This is a genomic window from Bradyrhizobium sp. CCGE-LA001, assembly GCF_000296215.2.
Lineage (GTDB): Bacteria > Pseudomonadota > Alphaproteobacteria > Rhizobiales > Xanthobacteraceae > Bradyrhizobium.
Window position 1 is genome coordinate 7459129 of record NZ_CP013949.1, and the last position, 13416, is coordinate 7472544.

14 protein-coding genes are annotated in these 13416 nt (G+C 64.6%); 2 read left to right on the top strand and 12 right to left on the bottom strand.

Annotated elements, in window-relative coordinates:
* Positions 1 to 21: 21 nt before the first annotated feature.
* The 3 genes from BCCGELA001_RS33890 to BCCGELA001_RS33900 form a co-directional block, all read right to left on the bottom strand.
* On the bottom strand, positions 22 to 1311 hold the full coding sequence (locus BCCGELA001_RS33890) for a M16 family metallopeptidase (RefSeq protein ID WP_060737273.1): 1290 nt from the start codon (positions 1309 to 1311) through the stop codon (positions 22 to 24).
* On the bottom strand, positions 1308 to 2726 hold the full coding sequence (thrC, locus tag BCCGELA001_RS33895) for a threonine synthase (protein ID WP_008541267.1): 1419 nt from the start codon (positions 2724 to 2726) through the stop codon (positions 1308 to 1310). Before thrC ends, BCCGELA001_RS33890 begins: the two co-directional genes overlap by 4 nt.
* 544 nt (positions 2727 to 3270) lie before the next feature.
* Positions 3271 to 3915, bottom strand: coding sequence for a response regulator transcription factor (locus tag BCCGELA001_RS33900; RefSeq protein WP_008541266.1), 645 nt, complete (start codon positions 3913 to 3915; stop codon positions 3271 to 3273).
* Between the two features lie 86 nt (positions 3916 to 4001).
* On the opposite strand from BCCGELA001_RS33900, the gene BCCGELA001_RS33905 reads away from it, so the two are divergent.
* Positions 4002 to 5339, top strand: a complete 1338-nt coding sequence (locus BCCGELA001_RS33905; protein WP_060737274.1) for a histidine kinase — start codon at positions 4002 to 4004, stop codon at positions 5337 to 5339.
* Here BCCGELA001_RS33905 and BCCGELA001_RS33910 read toward each other — a convergent pair.
* The 9 genes from BCCGELA001_RS33910 to coxB form a co-directional block, all read right to left on the bottom strand.
* Positions 5336 to 5701 carry a nuclear transport factor 2 family protein gene (locus BCCGELA001_RS33910; protein ID WP_060737275.1) on the bottom strand — a complete coding sequence of 122 codons (366 nt, stop codon included), beginning with the start codon at positions 5699 to 5701 and terminating at the stop codon, positions 5336 to 5338. The two genes, BCCGELA001_RS33905 and BCCGELA001_RS33910, sit on opposite strands and share 4 nt — an antisense overlap.
* 104 nt (positions 5702 to 5805) lie before the next feature.
* The gene (locus BCCGELA001_RS33915) at positions 5806 to 6570 is read right to left on the bottom strand and encodes an SURF1 family protein (RefSeq protein WP_060737276.1); all 765 of its coding nucleotides are present in this window, start codon (positions 6568 to 6570) and stop codon (positions 5806 to 5808) included.
* Entirely contained in the window at positions 6567 to 6968 is a 402-nt protein-coding gene (locus tag BCCGELA001_RS33920) for a DUF983 domain-containing protein (protein ID WP_060737277.1), read from the bottom strand. The genes BCCGELA001_RS33915 and BCCGELA001_RS33920 overlap by 4 nt, the downstream gene beginning before the upstream one ends.
* Positions 6969 to 7067: 99 nt before the next feature.
* Positions 7068 to 7964, bottom strand: coding sequence for a cytochrome c oxidase subunit 3 (locus BCCGELA001_RS33925; RefSeq protein ID WP_008541255.1), 897 nt, complete (start codon positions 7962 to 7964; stop codon positions 7068 to 7070).
* Positions 7965 to 8043: 79 nt separating this feature from the next.
* On the bottom strand, positions 8044 to 8697 hold the full coding sequence (locus tag BCCGELA001_RS33930; protein ID WP_060737278.1) for a cytochrome c oxidase assembly protein: 654 nt from the start codon (positions 8695 to 8697) through the stop codon (positions 8044 to 8046).
* 5 nt (positions 8698 to 8702) lie between these two features.
* Positions 8703 to 8867, bottom strand: a complete 165-nt coding sequence (locus tag BCCGELA001_RS33935; RefSeq protein WP_060737279.1) for a hypothetical protein — start codon at positions 8865 to 8867, stop codon at positions 8703 to 8705.
* A 7-nt stretch (positions 8868 to 8874) separates the two neighbouring features.
* A complete protein-coding gene (locus BCCGELA001_RS33940) occupies positions 8875 to 9819 on the bottom strand; it encodes a heme o synthase (RefSeq protein WP_008541249.1) in 945 nt (314 codons plus the stop codon).
* A gap of 60 nt (positions 9820 to 9879) precedes the next feature.
* Complete coding sequence (gene ctaD, locus BCCGELA001_RS33945; RefSeq protein WP_008541248.1) at positions 9880 to 11496, bottom strand: cytochrome c oxidase subunit I; 1617 nt, start codon at positions 11494 to 11496, stop codon at positions 9880 to 9882.
* Positions 11497 to 11583: 87 nt separating this feature from the next.
* Entirely contained in the window at positions 11584 to 12423 is an 840-nt protein-coding gene (gene coxB / locus BCCGELA001_RS33950) for a cytochrome c oxidase subunit II (protein ID WP_008541246.1), read from the bottom strand.
* A 449-nt stretch (positions 12424 to 12872) separates the two neighbouring features.
* Between coxB and BCCGELA001_RS33955 the strand changes: the two genes are divergently transcribed.
* On the top strand, positions 12873 to 13406 hold the full coding sequence (locus tag BCCGELA001_RS33955; RefSeq protein ID WP_060737280.1) for an invasion associated locus B family protein: 534 nt from the start codon (positions 12873 to 12875) through the stop codon (positions 13404 to 13406).
* Positions 13407 to 13416: the final 10 nt, after the last annotated feature.

The following is a 13416-nucleotide window of genomic DNA, read 5'->3' on the forward strand; positions in this document are numbered from 1 at the left end:
CGCGGGCGCCCTTGGCGACTCCTAATGCAGTCGCGCCTTGGCGCGCGCCCGGGTCAATCCTTCCGCAAAAGACACCGCCGTGTCCAGACCCCTGCCGCTGCCCAATGCGACAACCGCAGGGCGGCTGCGCGAAAGCAGCGCACGTGCCGCATCCCGGGTCGATTCGACGCTGACGGCTTCGATCCGGGCCACCAGCTCCTGCACCGTCTGCGGTCGGCCATAGGCGAGCACATGGCGGGCGAGCTGCTCGGCACGGGACGAGCAGCTCTCCAGCGCCATCAAGAGGCCGGCCTTCATCTGCGCCTTGGCCCGCGCGATCTCGGCCTCGGTCAGCGTCTCCACCGAATCATTCATGACGTCGACCACGACCTCCATCATCTCCGGCGCGTCGGCGGGATCGGTGCCGGTGTAGAGGCCGAAGAAGCCGGTGTCGGTGTAGGGCGCGTGGAAGGTGTAGATGGAGTAGCAGAGGCCGCGCTTCTCGCGCACCTCCTGGAACAGCCGCGACGACATCCCGCCGCCGAGGATGTTGGTGAAGACCTGCAGCGAGAACAGGGAGGGGTCGGTCTGCGGCACCCCTTCGAGCGCCAGCGTCAGATGCGCCTGCTCGAGCTCGCGGTGAACCACCTTGGCGCCGCCCTTGCCGAACTGGGCCGATTGCGGCTTGGGTCCCGGCGTCGCCTCGAAGCTCGCAAAACGCTTCTCGACCTCGGCAACCACCTGGCTGTGGTCGACCGCGCCCGCGGCGGCCACCACCATGTCGGGCCCGCGATAATGGGTCGACAGATAGCCGCGCAGCATGTCGCGGTTGAAGCCGCGCAGCGTCTTGGCCGTACCCAGCAGCGAGCGGCCCATCGGCTGGTCGGGATAGCAGAGCTCGTTGAGATGCTCGAACACGACGTCGTCGGGCGTGTCCTGCGCTGCCCCGATCTCCTGCACGATGACGTTCTTCTCGCGCTCCAGCTCGTCCGGCTCGAAGGCAGGATTGGCGAGAATGTCGGCGAGCACGTCGAGCGCGAGCGGCACGTCGGCCTTCAGCACCCGAGCGTAATAGGACGTGGTCTCGGTCGAGGTGCCGGCATTGAGGTCGCCGCCCACCGCCTCGATCTCCTCCACGATCTCGCGCGAGGAGCGCGTGGTCGTTCCCTTGAATGCCATGTGTTCGAGCAGATGCGAGATGCCGTGCTCGTTCGGCTTCTCGTCACGCCCCCCGACGCCGGCCCACACCCCGAGCGCTGCGGTCTCGAGATGCGGCATCTTGTCGGTGACGACGGTCAGGCCGGAGGCAAGCTTGGAAATCTCGACGCTCATCCGGCAACTCCCTGTTTTGCGGCGCGGCTGACCGACAGCACGAACCGCTCGACCTCAGCCTGATCGTTCTTCACCACCTTCATGTGCTCGGATTTGGTCATCAATCCGTCAAGCCAGGCGGGTAGTTGCGGCCGCTGGCCGCAGGCCGCCTCGACTGCGTCGGGGAATTTGGCCGGATGGGCCGTGGAGAGCACGATGTTCGGCACCGCCGTGTCGGTGGTGTCGCGGTCGGCGACCGCGAGCGCAACCGCTGTATGGGGATCCACCAGCTCGCCTGCCTCGCGCCAGGCGGCGCGGATCGCCGCCGCGGTTTCGGTCTCGTCGGCGCGCCCTGCGTCGAACTCCTCCCGGATCGCCGCCAACGTCGCATCGGGCAGCACGAAGCGACCGGACTGCTTCAGCTGTTCCATCAGGCGGCGCACGCCCGCCGCATCGCGTCGGCCGGCTTCGAACAGCAGCCGCTCGAAATTCGAGGAGATCTGGATGTCCATCGACGGGGACGCCGTGGCGTGCACCTCGCGCACCTCGTAGATGCCGGTCTTGAGCGTGCGGGCCAGGATGTCGTTGACGTTGGCGGCGATGCGCAGGGTCCGCACCGGCAGCCCCATGCGCTTGGCGACATAGCCGGCAAAGATGTCACCGAAATTGCCGGTCGGCACGACGAAATCCACCGCGCGGGCCGGGGCGCCGACGGCAACGGCCGAGGTGAAATAGTAGACGACCTGGGCGACGATGCGCGCCCAGTTGATCGAGTTGACGCCGGAGAGCGAGGTCGCATCGCGAAAGCGATGATTGTTGAACATCCCCTTCACCAGCGCCTGGCAATCGTCGAAATTGCCTTCGATGGCGAGCGCGTGCACGTTGCCTGCCCCCGTCGTGGTCATCATCCGCCGCTGCACCTCGGAGATGCGGCCGTGCGGGAATAGCACGATCAGATCGACATTCTCGAGGCCCGCGAAGGCATCGACTGCGGCACCGCCCGTGTCGCCGGACGTTGCGACCACGATGGTGGTGCGTTGGCCGCGCTTGGCGAGCACGTGATCCATCAGCCGCGAGATCAGCTGCATCGCCACGTCCTTGAAGGCCAGCGTCGGCCCGTGGAACAACTCGAGCACGAACTGGTGTGGCGACATCTGCCGTAGCGGCACCACGGCCGGATGGCGGAAGGTGGCATAGGCCTCGTTGGCCATGCGGCCGAGCTCGGCGTCCGAAATCTCTCCGCCGGCAAAGGGGCGAATCACGTCGACCGCGACCTCCCAATAGGGACGGCCGAAGAAGCCGGCGATCGTCTCGGCCGAAAGCTGCGGCCAGGTGGCCGGCACATACAGGCCACCGTCACGGGCGAGCCCGGTCAGCATCACGTCGCAGAAGCCGAGTTCGGGGGCTTCGCCCCGGGTCGAGATATAACGAGTCAAACTGCCCTCCAAAGGCCGCCCGAGCCAGACTCGCCCGCTAAGCCTTTGATCTTACGAAATTACTTGTTACCAGCCAGAGGCCTTCGGCCACCATAAAGCGTTTTGCGGCATCGGGAAACCGCTTCCCCATCGCTACTTGGCGCGATGAAAAAGGGCTGCGGCGTCGCCGCAGCCCTTCTCTTGGAAGGTCTGTCGTTGTGTGCAGACCGGTTTGCCTCGTTCGGGGTTTCGCCCCCGTTGAAACTGTTCGTCCGAGCTTTCGACTGCCGTCGTTGGGTCGTCAAGAGCCAAAACGTCAGGCAGCGCAAGATGTTCCAGTTTTTCCCGGCGAAGCCGGCTCCGTCGCCTGCGGGCTTAGGCATAGCACGCCTCAAATTACCGCTTCTTCCTGAAGCACGAGCTCCATGAGGAACGAAGGCCGTGGCTACCCATTGGGTCGGCGGATGGTGCCCGCCATCGTCCATGCATTGCCCGGCCGATGGTGACGCCGTCCGTCGACCGAGGCGCTGCCTCCCGAGCAGCCGGCTCGCTCGTCGGCGGCAGGTCAGTTCATCCCGATTTCCACGGCGATCCGGATCAGGTCGGAATGGTTCTTGGCCCCTAATTTCTGCTTGAGCAGCGACGTGGTGTTCGCGACGGTCTTGTAGGAGATGCCGAGCGCTTCCGCGACCTCGACGATCTTGTCGCCGCGTCCGAGCAGGCGGAGAATCTCAAGTTCCCGCGGCGTCATCTGCGAGGCTGGATTGGCCTTGATTGCCGCGCCGGAAAACGTCACGGCTTCCGCAAGCTGCGGTGAGATGAAATTGTCGCCCGCGACCACCTTGCGCACAGCCTTCAGCAGGATCCTGGGGTCGTCTCCCTTGGAAACATAGCCCTGGGCTCCAAGCTCTACCGCCCGCACCACGAAGGCCGGATCGTCGTTCATGCTGAACATGATGATCTTGGCGTCCGGATCGTCCTTGCGGATGCGCCGCATCAGCTCGAATCCGGAGACATCGGGCAGGCTGATGTCGATCACGGTAACGTCAGGCCGCTTGCTGACATAGGCACGATGCCCGGATTTGGCGTCGGTCGCCTCGTCGATACGGATCGAGTGGTCGGACGCGAACAGGGTGCGGCAACCGGACAGCACCACCGGATGGTCGTCGACGATCAGGACCCGGGTCGCGGGTTTGGCGGTATCTTGCATCGCGCGCTCTCGTGTTTTTCGACTCATAGACCGGCGGGAACAAATGGAAAGAGAAAATTCCCCTGATGCGCGTTAGAATTGACCTAATGTGGCGGCGACTTTCATTCAGGACGCAACTGTTTCTTCCGCTCGGCGCGGGCCTTCTCTCGGCCCTGATCCTGGGCGGCATATTGCTGCAAACATTTGCAACAAAACAGCTGGCTGACGAGCATGAGCCGGCTCGACGTTCGATCCAGACCATCGCCGCCGCGCTCAACAACACTCTGCGCGCATCGGACGATCCACAAAAGATCCTCGATGCATTCGTTCAGTCCTTGGACGCCTCCACGGATATCCAATTCCGCCGCATGGAGGGAGGTCCTCCGCCCGCTCCGAAGGATTTGCGCAGCCTGAAGTCGGTTCCGCAATGGTTCGTCAACCTCATCACCATCCCCGAGATGGAAGCGGCGTTTCCGGTCGTCATTGACGGTAAACATGTCGGCGATATCGTGTTCTTCCCGGACATGTCGGCCGACCTGTTCGAGAAGTGGATGGGCTTCCTTGCGCTGACGAGCCTGGTCGCTGCCCTGATGGTGCTCACCGGCACAGTTGCCTATGCCTTCGCTGGTTCGGCCCTCCGGCCCCTGCAACATCTAGGCGAAGGTCTGACGCGGATGCGGCGCGGCGACTACGCGAAGCCGATCCCGGTCGGAGGACCTCCGGAGATCCGGAAAAGCTGCGAGGAAGCCAATGCGCTGGCAGCGACACTGGGGCAACTCAGTCAGGACAATCGCGACCTGATGCACCGCCTGGTATCGCTCCAGGACGACGAGCGGCGCGATCTCGCCCGCGAGCTGCACGACGAGCTTGGGCCTCTTCTGTTCAGCATCCGCGCCGGCACGATCGCGCTCATCGAGGCCGCACGGCCTGCGGGAAATCTCGGCAAGTCTGCGCAGGATGTGCTGCAATCGGTCGAAGCGCTTCAGCACACCAACCGCCGTATCCTCGACCGGCTGCGGCCGCTCTATATCGAGGACCTCGGTCTTGAGACCAGCGTGCAGACGCTGCTCCGGAATTTTCACAAGCAGGCACCGCATATCGGCCTGACGGACACGATCGATCCCGGTCTCAACGCGATCGGCGGACCGCTGGCCCAGACCGTCTATCGCGTGATCCAGGAGGCGCTGACCAACGTGCTGCGCCATGCCGAGGCCAACAATGTCCAGGTGCAGGCCGTGGTCGTCGAGGACACGCTCGTCATCGAGATCTCCGACGACGGCGGCGGCTTTCCCCCCGACAACGTCTTCGGCCGTGGCCTGACCGGTATGCATGAGCGCGTGCGCGCGCTCAGCGGATCACTGTCACTGCTGCGTGCGCACGAACGAACCTATGTGCGATGTCGTTTGCCGATGCAGGCGACACGGGACGCAGCGTCATCGGGCTAGCATGCGCAACCGTCATGCGCATCTTGCAGCGCCGGCTCGCATATCGTGCTGCGAATCTTGCCCTCCGAGCTGAAGCGAAACGACGCGCGGATGCGCAGAGCTCCGGCGACGGAATATTCGAGATCGACGCCGTGGAGCACGGGATGGATCTCCTCCAGCCCGAAACCCGCCGACGAGAAGGTGCTGAGCCGCGGCTGCCAATAGGCTTCGAGCTCGCTGCGGCCGTGATAGCGGTGCCTGCCGTTGCAGGTGCATTCGAGCTCGGCGTTGTCGGCATAGAGGTCGAGCAGCATCGCGAGGTCGCCCTGGCGGCAGGCATCCACCCAATCGACGACAAGTCCCATCTGATCAAAATCGCTCACGCCGCAATCCTCTGCCGCGGACCATCCATCGCGGCTTAGGACCACACTCGTGAATGTGGGCTGAACGGTAAAGCCCGGGCGATACCGGGTTCCCCTCGGGATATCTACGGATGCGTTCCGCTTTGCCGCCGCCCTCGCAACCACACCGCAAAAGCGATCAACACAGCGCCTGCGAGCGTGAACCAGGTGATCGCGTATTGCAGGTGATCGTCTTTCAGATGCACGTCGAGCGGGCCGGGACGCGGAATGCCGTTCTCGGGCACCGGGCGCTCGAGATCGACGTAGAACGGCGCAACCGCGCCCCAACCGAGCGCACGCGCAATTGCCAGATGATCGCGCACGAACCACAGCCGCTTGTCGCGGTTCTCCGCCGGCGTCAGCCATCCCGGCGCCTCCGAAAAGCGCAGATAGCCGGTAAGCTCCACCGGTTGCCCCGTGACGAGCTTCTTCACCGCGCGATCCTCGACGCTGCGATCCTGCATCGTATTCTCGACGAAGCCGGCATCGATCACCACCATCTCGCCGCTCGGAAGCCGCGCCGGCAGGAATGCCCAGGTGCCGGGGCCGGAGGCGTCCTTGCGCACGGCCGAGCCGGAGGAATAGACCATCGCATCGGGCAGGGCTGCGTAGACCGCCGTGAAGCTGACGCGGCGGAATTCATCGCGCGCGGGATTCAGAGTCGCCCATTGCGACGCCGGCGGCAGCGCGACGGGGGCCTGTGCCAGGCGCTCGGTAAGCGCCGCGATCAGGTCGTGCTTGGCCGTTCGGCGCTGCAACTGCCAGACGCCGAGTGCGACGAAGACGGCCGTCAGGAACAGCGTGAACAGCGCGAAGCCGGCCACGCGAGGCTTGCGCACAGTCCCGTTCATTTCGCGCGGTCGACCAGCCGGCCGGGCGCCGCCTTGTGATGGAATTGCAATGCGATCAGCAGCGACTTCATCGCGCGCAGCGGCAACAGCGTGGTGGCGAGGATCAACGGCAGCCAGAGCAACGCATGCAGCCAGAACGGCGGCTGATACTTGACCTCGACGACGAGCGCGCAGCCGACCACGATGGCACCGGCCAGCATGATGATGAAGATCGCCGGGCCGTCGCCGGTATCGATGAACGCGTAGTCGAGATCGCAGCGGTCGCAGCGCGGCGCAAGCGTCAGGAAGCCCGCATAGAGCTTGCCCTCGCCGCAGCGCGGGCATTTGCAGGCGAGCCCGCGCAGCGCGCTTTGCAGGACCGTGGTCTCGGACTCGGTTGGGGCAGCTGTGTCGTTCATGATGGCAAACTCTATCACAGTTTCCGCCGAAGCTTCCGGCAGCTGAAAAGCGAAAGGGCGGCCTGGGGCCGCCCTTTCTGATCATCTGTCTTGCGGAGCTCAGTGCGCGCCGTGGGCCATGGTCTCGGCGCCGTGTCCCCAGACGTAGATGCAGAGGAACAGGAACAGCCAGACCACGTCGACGAAGTGCCAGTACCAGGCGGCGAACTCGAAACCGAGATGCTGCTTCGGCGTGAAGTGCCCTGCATAGACGCGGAACAGGCAGACCAGCAGGAAGATGGTGCCGACCAGCACGTGGAAGCCATGGAAGCCGGTCGCCATGAAGAAGGTCGCACCATAGACGTTGCCGCCGAAGGAGAACGCGGCGTGGCCGTACTCATAGGCCTGCACGCAGGTGAACAGCGCGCCCAGCACGACGGTGAGGATCAGGCCGTATTTCAGGCCCTGGCGATCGTTCTCGAGCAGCGCGTGGTGCGCCCAGGTCACGGTGGTGCCGGAGGTGAGCAGGATCAGCGTGTTCAGGAGCGGCAGGTGCCAGGGATCGAAGGTCTCGATGCCCTTGGGCGGCCAGGTGCCGGGGACGGAGCAGGCGCCCGCCTGGGTGCCGAGGCCGCAACCGAACACCGCATCGCGCGTGGCGTGAACGGCGTCGGCCGGGAACAACGCGGCATTGAAATAGGCCCAGAACCAGGCCACGAAGAACATCACCTCGGAGGCGATGAACAGGATCATGCCGTAGCGGTGATGCAGCTGAACGACGCGGGTGTGGTCGCCCTTGTACTGGGCTTCCTTGATCACGTCGGCCCACCAGCTCGCCATGGTGTAGAGCACACCGACGGTGCCGACGCCGAACACGATCGGTGCGGCCGAGAACATGTGGTGCATCCAGGCGACCGCGCCGACAGCCATGATGAAGGCCGACAACGAGCCGACGGCCGGCCACGGCGAGGGATCGACCAGATGGTAGTCGTGATGCTTGGTGTGCGCCGTTGCCATTGCGGTCTCTCTCCTCAATCCGGTGCCTGTCAGGCACTTATCCCCTCGTGTCCAACCGACCGGGCGCGAGCCCCGTCGATCAGAGATTTCCCTTGCGCTTGTCGCCCTCGCCCGACGCCAGCGGCTTCACCACCGGATCCTTCACCGGATAGAAGGTGTAGGACAGCGTGATCGTGTTCAGGGTGTCGTTCTCGTGGTCATCGGCGATCGATGGATCGACGTAGAACACGACCGGCATCTCCCGCTTCTCGCCCGGCGCCATGGTCTGCTCGGTGAAGCAGAAGCAGTTGATCTTCTGGAAGTAGGCCCCGACCGTCAGCGGCGCGACGTTGTAGGCGGCCTGCCCCGCAGTGGTGCGCGCGGCCTGGTTGGTCACGGTGTAGTAGACGGTCGTGACCTGACCGATATTGACCTCGATCTCGGTCTGCTCCGGTTCGAACTTCCAGGGCAGACCGGGCGCGATGTTGGAATCGAAACGCACCAGGATCTTGCGCGCGATCGGGCCGGTGGCCGGCGCGGAGGTCGCGACCTGGGTGGTGCCGTTGAAGCCGGTGGCGCGGCAGAACCAATTGTAGAACGGCACCGCCGCGTAGGAGGCGCCGACCATCAGCGCCACCACGACGCCGCAGATGGAAGCGACCACCACATCGCGGCCGAGGCCACGGCCCTTGGCCGGCTTACGATGTGCCGGCTTGGCGCTGACGTCCTGCGATATGGTCGGTTCGTGATCCATGTTTCCTACATCGGCCGCACTAGCACCGCCGGTCCCTTGACCATGGTGACGGCGAAGAACAGCACCACGAGCACGCCGAGCGCCAGCGCGATGGCAATTGAGCGCTGACGACGGCTCTTCCGCTGCGCCTCGGTGAGGACGATTCCATCTGGCTCGGGTTTGTCGGCCATTCCTGCCTCATGCGCCCCATGCCACCGGAGCAAGCGCCCGGAACACGACCTCGGCCAGCAGGGTCGCGAACAGCGCGAACAGGTACAGGATCGAGAAGGCAAACAGCTTGCGGGTCGCACGCAGCGACTGGCTGCGCTCGCGGCGCATGTAGACGTTGATCGCGAGCACCAGCATGCCGGCGCCGAGGATGAGCGAGACGATGCCGTAGACGGCATCGAAATAGCCGAGCGCCCAGGGCGCCGCGGCGACCGCGATCAGCACGATGGTGTAGAGCAGGATCTGAAGGCGCGTCGCATCGGGGCCGGCGACGTTCGGCAGCATCGGAATGCCGGCGCGCGCATAATCGTCGGAGCGGAACAGCGCCAGCGCCCAGAAATGCGGCGGCGTCCAGAAGAAGATGATGGCGAACAGCAGCAGCGGCTCGACGTCGACCGTGCCCGTCACCGCGGCCCAGGCCACCACCGGCGGCAGCGCGCCGGCGGCGCCGCCGATCACGATGTTCTGCGCGGTCCAGCGCTTCAGCCACATCGTGTAGATCACGACGTAGAAGAAGATGGTGAAGGCGAGCAGGCCGCCTGCGATCCAGTTGACGAGGATGCCAAGCGTCATCACCGAGAAGAAGGCGAGCGTCAGGCCGAACGCCATGGCTTCGGGCCGGGTGATTCGGCCGCGCGGGATCGGCCGGTTCGCGGTGCGCGACATCTTGGCGTCGATGTCGCCTTCAAGCGCCATGTTGAGCGCGCCCGAGGCGCCGGCACCGACCGCGATGCAGAGCAGCGAGGTGATCGCCAGCACCCAGTGGAAATGTCCGGGTGCCATCGCCATCCCGACCAGCGCGGTGAAGATCACCAGCGACATCACCCGCGGCTTGAGCAGCGCGATGTAATCGCCGACCTCCGCTTCGGAGATGCGGGGATTGATGTCGATGGCGTGGTGGTCGAGGACGGACACTTAATTCAACTCGCTTCGTGATAGAGCCGCGGCGCCCGTCAAGGCGCCGCGGAGGATGGCTTACTGCACGCGGGGCAGCACTTCGAACTGATGGAAGGGCGGCGGTGAAGACAGCGTCCACTCCAGCGTGGTGGCACCTGCACCCCACGGATTGTCGCCCGCCGGCACCTTCTTCATGAAGGCGTCGAGCACGCAATAGAGGAAGATCAGGACGCCGAAGCCGGAGATGTAGGAGCCGAGCGACGAGATCAGGTTCCAGCCCGCGAACGCATCGGGATAGTCGACATAGCGGCGCGGCATGCCCGACAGGCCGAGGAAGTGCTGCGGGAAGAACACCAGGTTGACGCCAATGAAGGTGACCCAGAAGTGCAGCTTGGCCAGCCCTTCATTGTACATGTAGCCCGACATCTTCGGGAACCAGTAGTACCAGCCGGCGAAGATCGCGAACACGGCGCCGAGCGACAGCACGTAGTGGAAGTGCGCGACGACGTAGTAGGTCTCCTGGAGCACGCGGTCGACGCCCGCATTCGCCAGCACGACGCCGGTGACGCCGCCGACCGTGAACAGGAAGATGAAGCCGACCGCCCAGATCATGGGCGCGCGGAATTCGATCGAGCCGCCCCACATCGTGGCGATCCAGGAGAAGATCTTCACGCCGGTCGGGACCGCGATCACCATGGTGGCGGCGACGAAATAGGCCTGCGTCGCCGAGGACATGCCGACCGTGTACATGTGGTGCGCCCACACCACGAAGCCGATGCCGCCGATCGCGACCATGGCGTAGGCCATGCCGAGATAGCCGAACACGGGCTTGCGCGAGAAGGTCGAGACGATCTGGCTGACCATGCCGAAGCCGGGCAGGATCAGGATGTACACTTCGGGGTGGCCGAAGAACCAGAACAAATGCTGGAATAGCACCGGATCGCCGCCGCCCTCGGGCGCGAAGAACGTCGTGTGGAAATTGCGGTCGGTGAGCAGCATGGTGATCGCACCGGCGAGCACCGGCAGCGACAACAGCAGCAGGAACACGGTCACCAGGATCGACCACACGAACAGCGGCATCTTGTGCAGGGTCATGCCAGGCGCGCGCATGTTGAAGATGGTGGTGATGAAGTTGATGGCGCCGAGGATCGACGAGGCGCCCGCCAGATGCAGCGACAGGATCGCGAAGTCGACGGCCGGGCCCGGATGACCGGAGCTCGACAGCGGCACATACATGGTCCAGCCGGCGCCGACGCCGTTGGCGCCCGGCTCACCCTCGACGAAGGTCGACATCAGCAGCAGCGCGAAGGAGGCCGGCAGCAGCCAGAACGAGATGTTGTTCATGCGCGGGAACGCCATGTCGGGCGCGCCGATCATCAGCGGCACGAACCAGTTGCCGAAACCGCCGATCATCGCGGGCATGACCATGAAGAAGATCATGATCAGGCCGTGCGAGGTCACGAAGACGTTGTAGGTGTGCGCCTCGTGGAAGATCTGCACGCCCGGATACATCAGCTCGGCCCGGATCGCGATCGACATCGCGGCACCGATGATGCCGGCGACGACCGCGAAGATCAGGTACATCGTGCCGATGTCCTTGTGATTGGTCGAATAGACGTAGCGCCGCCATCCGGTCGGATGGGCGTGCTCGTGGTCATGCGCGTGATCGCCGTGTGCCGCTGCGCTCGTTGCCATTTTCAAATCCTGCCTTGCGTCCCGTTCGGACCTGATGCGGTCCCGCCCTTCATGGCGCTTTCAGTCCCCAGAGCCTCCGACCGGCGCTTACTGCGTCGGGCCGGCCGCGGAGGCGTAGGTGCTGGTGCCGCCGCTCGCATATTTCTTCTTCGCCGCCTCGACCCAGGAGGCGAACTCCTGGTCGTCGACCACGCGGATCGCGATCGGCATGAAGGCGTGATCCTTGCCGCACAATTCCGAGCACTGGCCGTAATACATGCCGGTCTTGGTGGCCTTGAACCAGGTCTCGTTCAGCCGGCCCGGAATGGCGTCGATCTTGACGCCGAAAGCCGGCAGCGCAAAGGCGTGGATGACGTCTGCGCCGGTAACCTGGACACGAACCACCTTGTTCACCGGCACGACCATCTCATTGTCGACGCCGAGCAGCCGGGGCTGCTTGTCCTGGGCCATCAGCGAGTCGAACTCGAACTTGCCGTTATCCGGATACGCATAAGACCAGTACCACTGCTTGCCGGTCGCCTTGATGGTCAGGTCCGCCTTGGGAATGTCGAGCTCGAGGAACAGGAGGCGGAACGACGGCACCGCGATACCGACCAGGATCAGCACCGGAACCAGGGTCCACACCACCTCGATCAACGTGTGGTGCGTGGTCCGCGACGGCACCGGATTGGCCTTCGCATTGAACTTGACGACCACGATCACGAGCAGCGCGAGAACGAACAGCGTGATCAAGGTGATCAGCACGAACAGAAAGTTGTGGAACCAGACGATGTTGTCCATCACCGGGGAGCCGGACTCCTGAAGCGTCCATTCCCAGGGCTTCGGTTGCCCGAGCTCGGCATAAGCCGCGCCGCCCGTCGCCAGCGTCAGACCCGCCACGGCCAATCCCAGCAACTGCCGGCCCATCCGGCCCATCGACATCCTCATGCCGTTCGCGCTCCCCTTAGGAAATCACCCCGAATGCGTTCCCTGAAGTTGCGGGAAACGCTTATTCGATCCGCCCGCCTGACAAACCGCCGCGCAAGAATACCTCTAAGAGGAACTGGGGCCAGATCGCTAGAACGCCGAAATCAAGCCTCTCAAACCATAATTCTTGATCTATCGCAATGCAGTCTTGGGCCTCATCGGCCACGCGTCACCCGCAAGATATTTCCCAGTAACATCAGACAAAAATACCGTTTCCCGGCATGCTGCGGCTTGACAGCGGAATTGCCCGCGGTAGGCACTGGCAGACAGCCGCGCAGAAAGCTGATTCGTGCGGGCGATGGCGGTGCGCGGCGGCGCGGAATTTGCTTGGGAATTGCCTTCAAGACGCCGTCATTCCCGTATCACTCCGCCGGGCGCGAGCGACCCAGGCGAGCAGAGGGACCGACCCGATGGGGCTTTCGAGATGCACGGCACGGCGGGCTGGCCGCCCCACGATGCTGGCCGCCCTGCTGGCGGCGATCGCCGTCCTGGCGCTGCCGGGCCTTGCCCATGCGCAGGGCGCGGTGCGCTCCGTCCACGGCGACTGGCAGATCCGCTGTGACACCCCGCCGGGCGCCCAGAGCGAGCAATGCGCCCTGATCCAGAGCGTGGTAGCGGAGGACCGCTCCAATGCCGGACTGACCGTCATCGTGCTGAAGACCGCCGACCAGAAGAGCCGCCTGATGCGCGTGGTCGCCCCGCTCGGCGTGCTCCTGCCCTCCGGCCTCGGTCTCAAGCTCGACAACCAGGACGTCGGCCGCGCCGGATTCGTTCGCTGCCTGCCCAACGGCTGCGTTGCCGAGGTCGTGATGGACGACAAGCTGCTCGGCCAGCTCCGCAGCGCCAAGACCGCGACCTTCATCATCTTCGAGACGCCGGAAGAAGGCATCGGCTTCCCGCTCAGCCTGAACGGGCTCGGCGAGGGCTACGACAAGCTGCCGTAGGAGGCCTGAC

Excerpts from the sequence above, each read along its gene's own strand:
- BCCGELA001_RS33890 (WP_060737273.1), bottom strand. The coding sequence starts at position 1,311 with ATGAGCGTCGAGATTTCCAAGCTTGCCTCCGGCCTGACCGTCGTCACC.
- BCCGELA001_RS33900 (WP_008541266.1), bottom strand. The coding sequence starts at position 3,915 with ATGCAAGATACCGCCAAACCCGCGACCCGGGTCCTGATCGTCGACGAC.
- BCCGELA001_RS33905 (WP_060737274.1), top strand. The coding sequence starts at position 4,002 with ATGTGGCGGCGACTTTCATTCAGGACGCAACTGTTTCTTCCGCTCGGC.
- BCCGELA001_RS33915 (WP_060737276.1), bottom strand. The coding sequence starts at position 6,570 with ATGAACGGGACTGTGCGCAAGCCTCGCGTGGCCGGCTTCGCGCTGTTC.
- BCCGELA001_RS33920 (WP_060737277.1), bottom strand. The coding sequence starts at position 6,968 with ATGAACGACACAGCTGCCCCAACCGAGTCCGAGACCACGGTCCTGCAA.
- BCCGELA001_RS33925 (WP_008541255.1), bottom strand. The coding sequence starts at position 7,964 with ATGGCAACGGCGCACACCAAGCATCACGACTACCATCTGGTCGATCCC.
- BCCGELA001_RS33930 (WP_060737278.1), bottom strand. The coding sequence starts at position 8,697 with ATGGATCACGAACCGACCATATCGCAGGACGTCAGCGCCAAGCCGGCA.
- BCCGELA001_RS33935 (WP_060737279.1), bottom strand. The coding sequence starts at position 8,867 with ATGGCCGACAAACCCGAGCCAGATGGAATCGTCCTCACCGAGGCGCAG.
- ctaD (WP_008541248.1), bottom strand. The coding sequence starts at position 11,496 with ATGGCAACGAGCGCAGCGGCACACGGCGATCACGCGCATGACCACGAG.
- coxB (WP_008541246.1), bottom strand. The coding sequence starts at position 12,423 with ATGAGGATGTCGATGGGCCGGATGGGCCGGCAGTTGCTGGGATTGGCC.
- BCCGELA001_RS33955 (WP_060737280.1), top strand. The coding sequence starts at position 12,873 with ATGGGGCTTTCGAGATGCACGGCACGGCGGGCTGGCCGCCCCACGATG.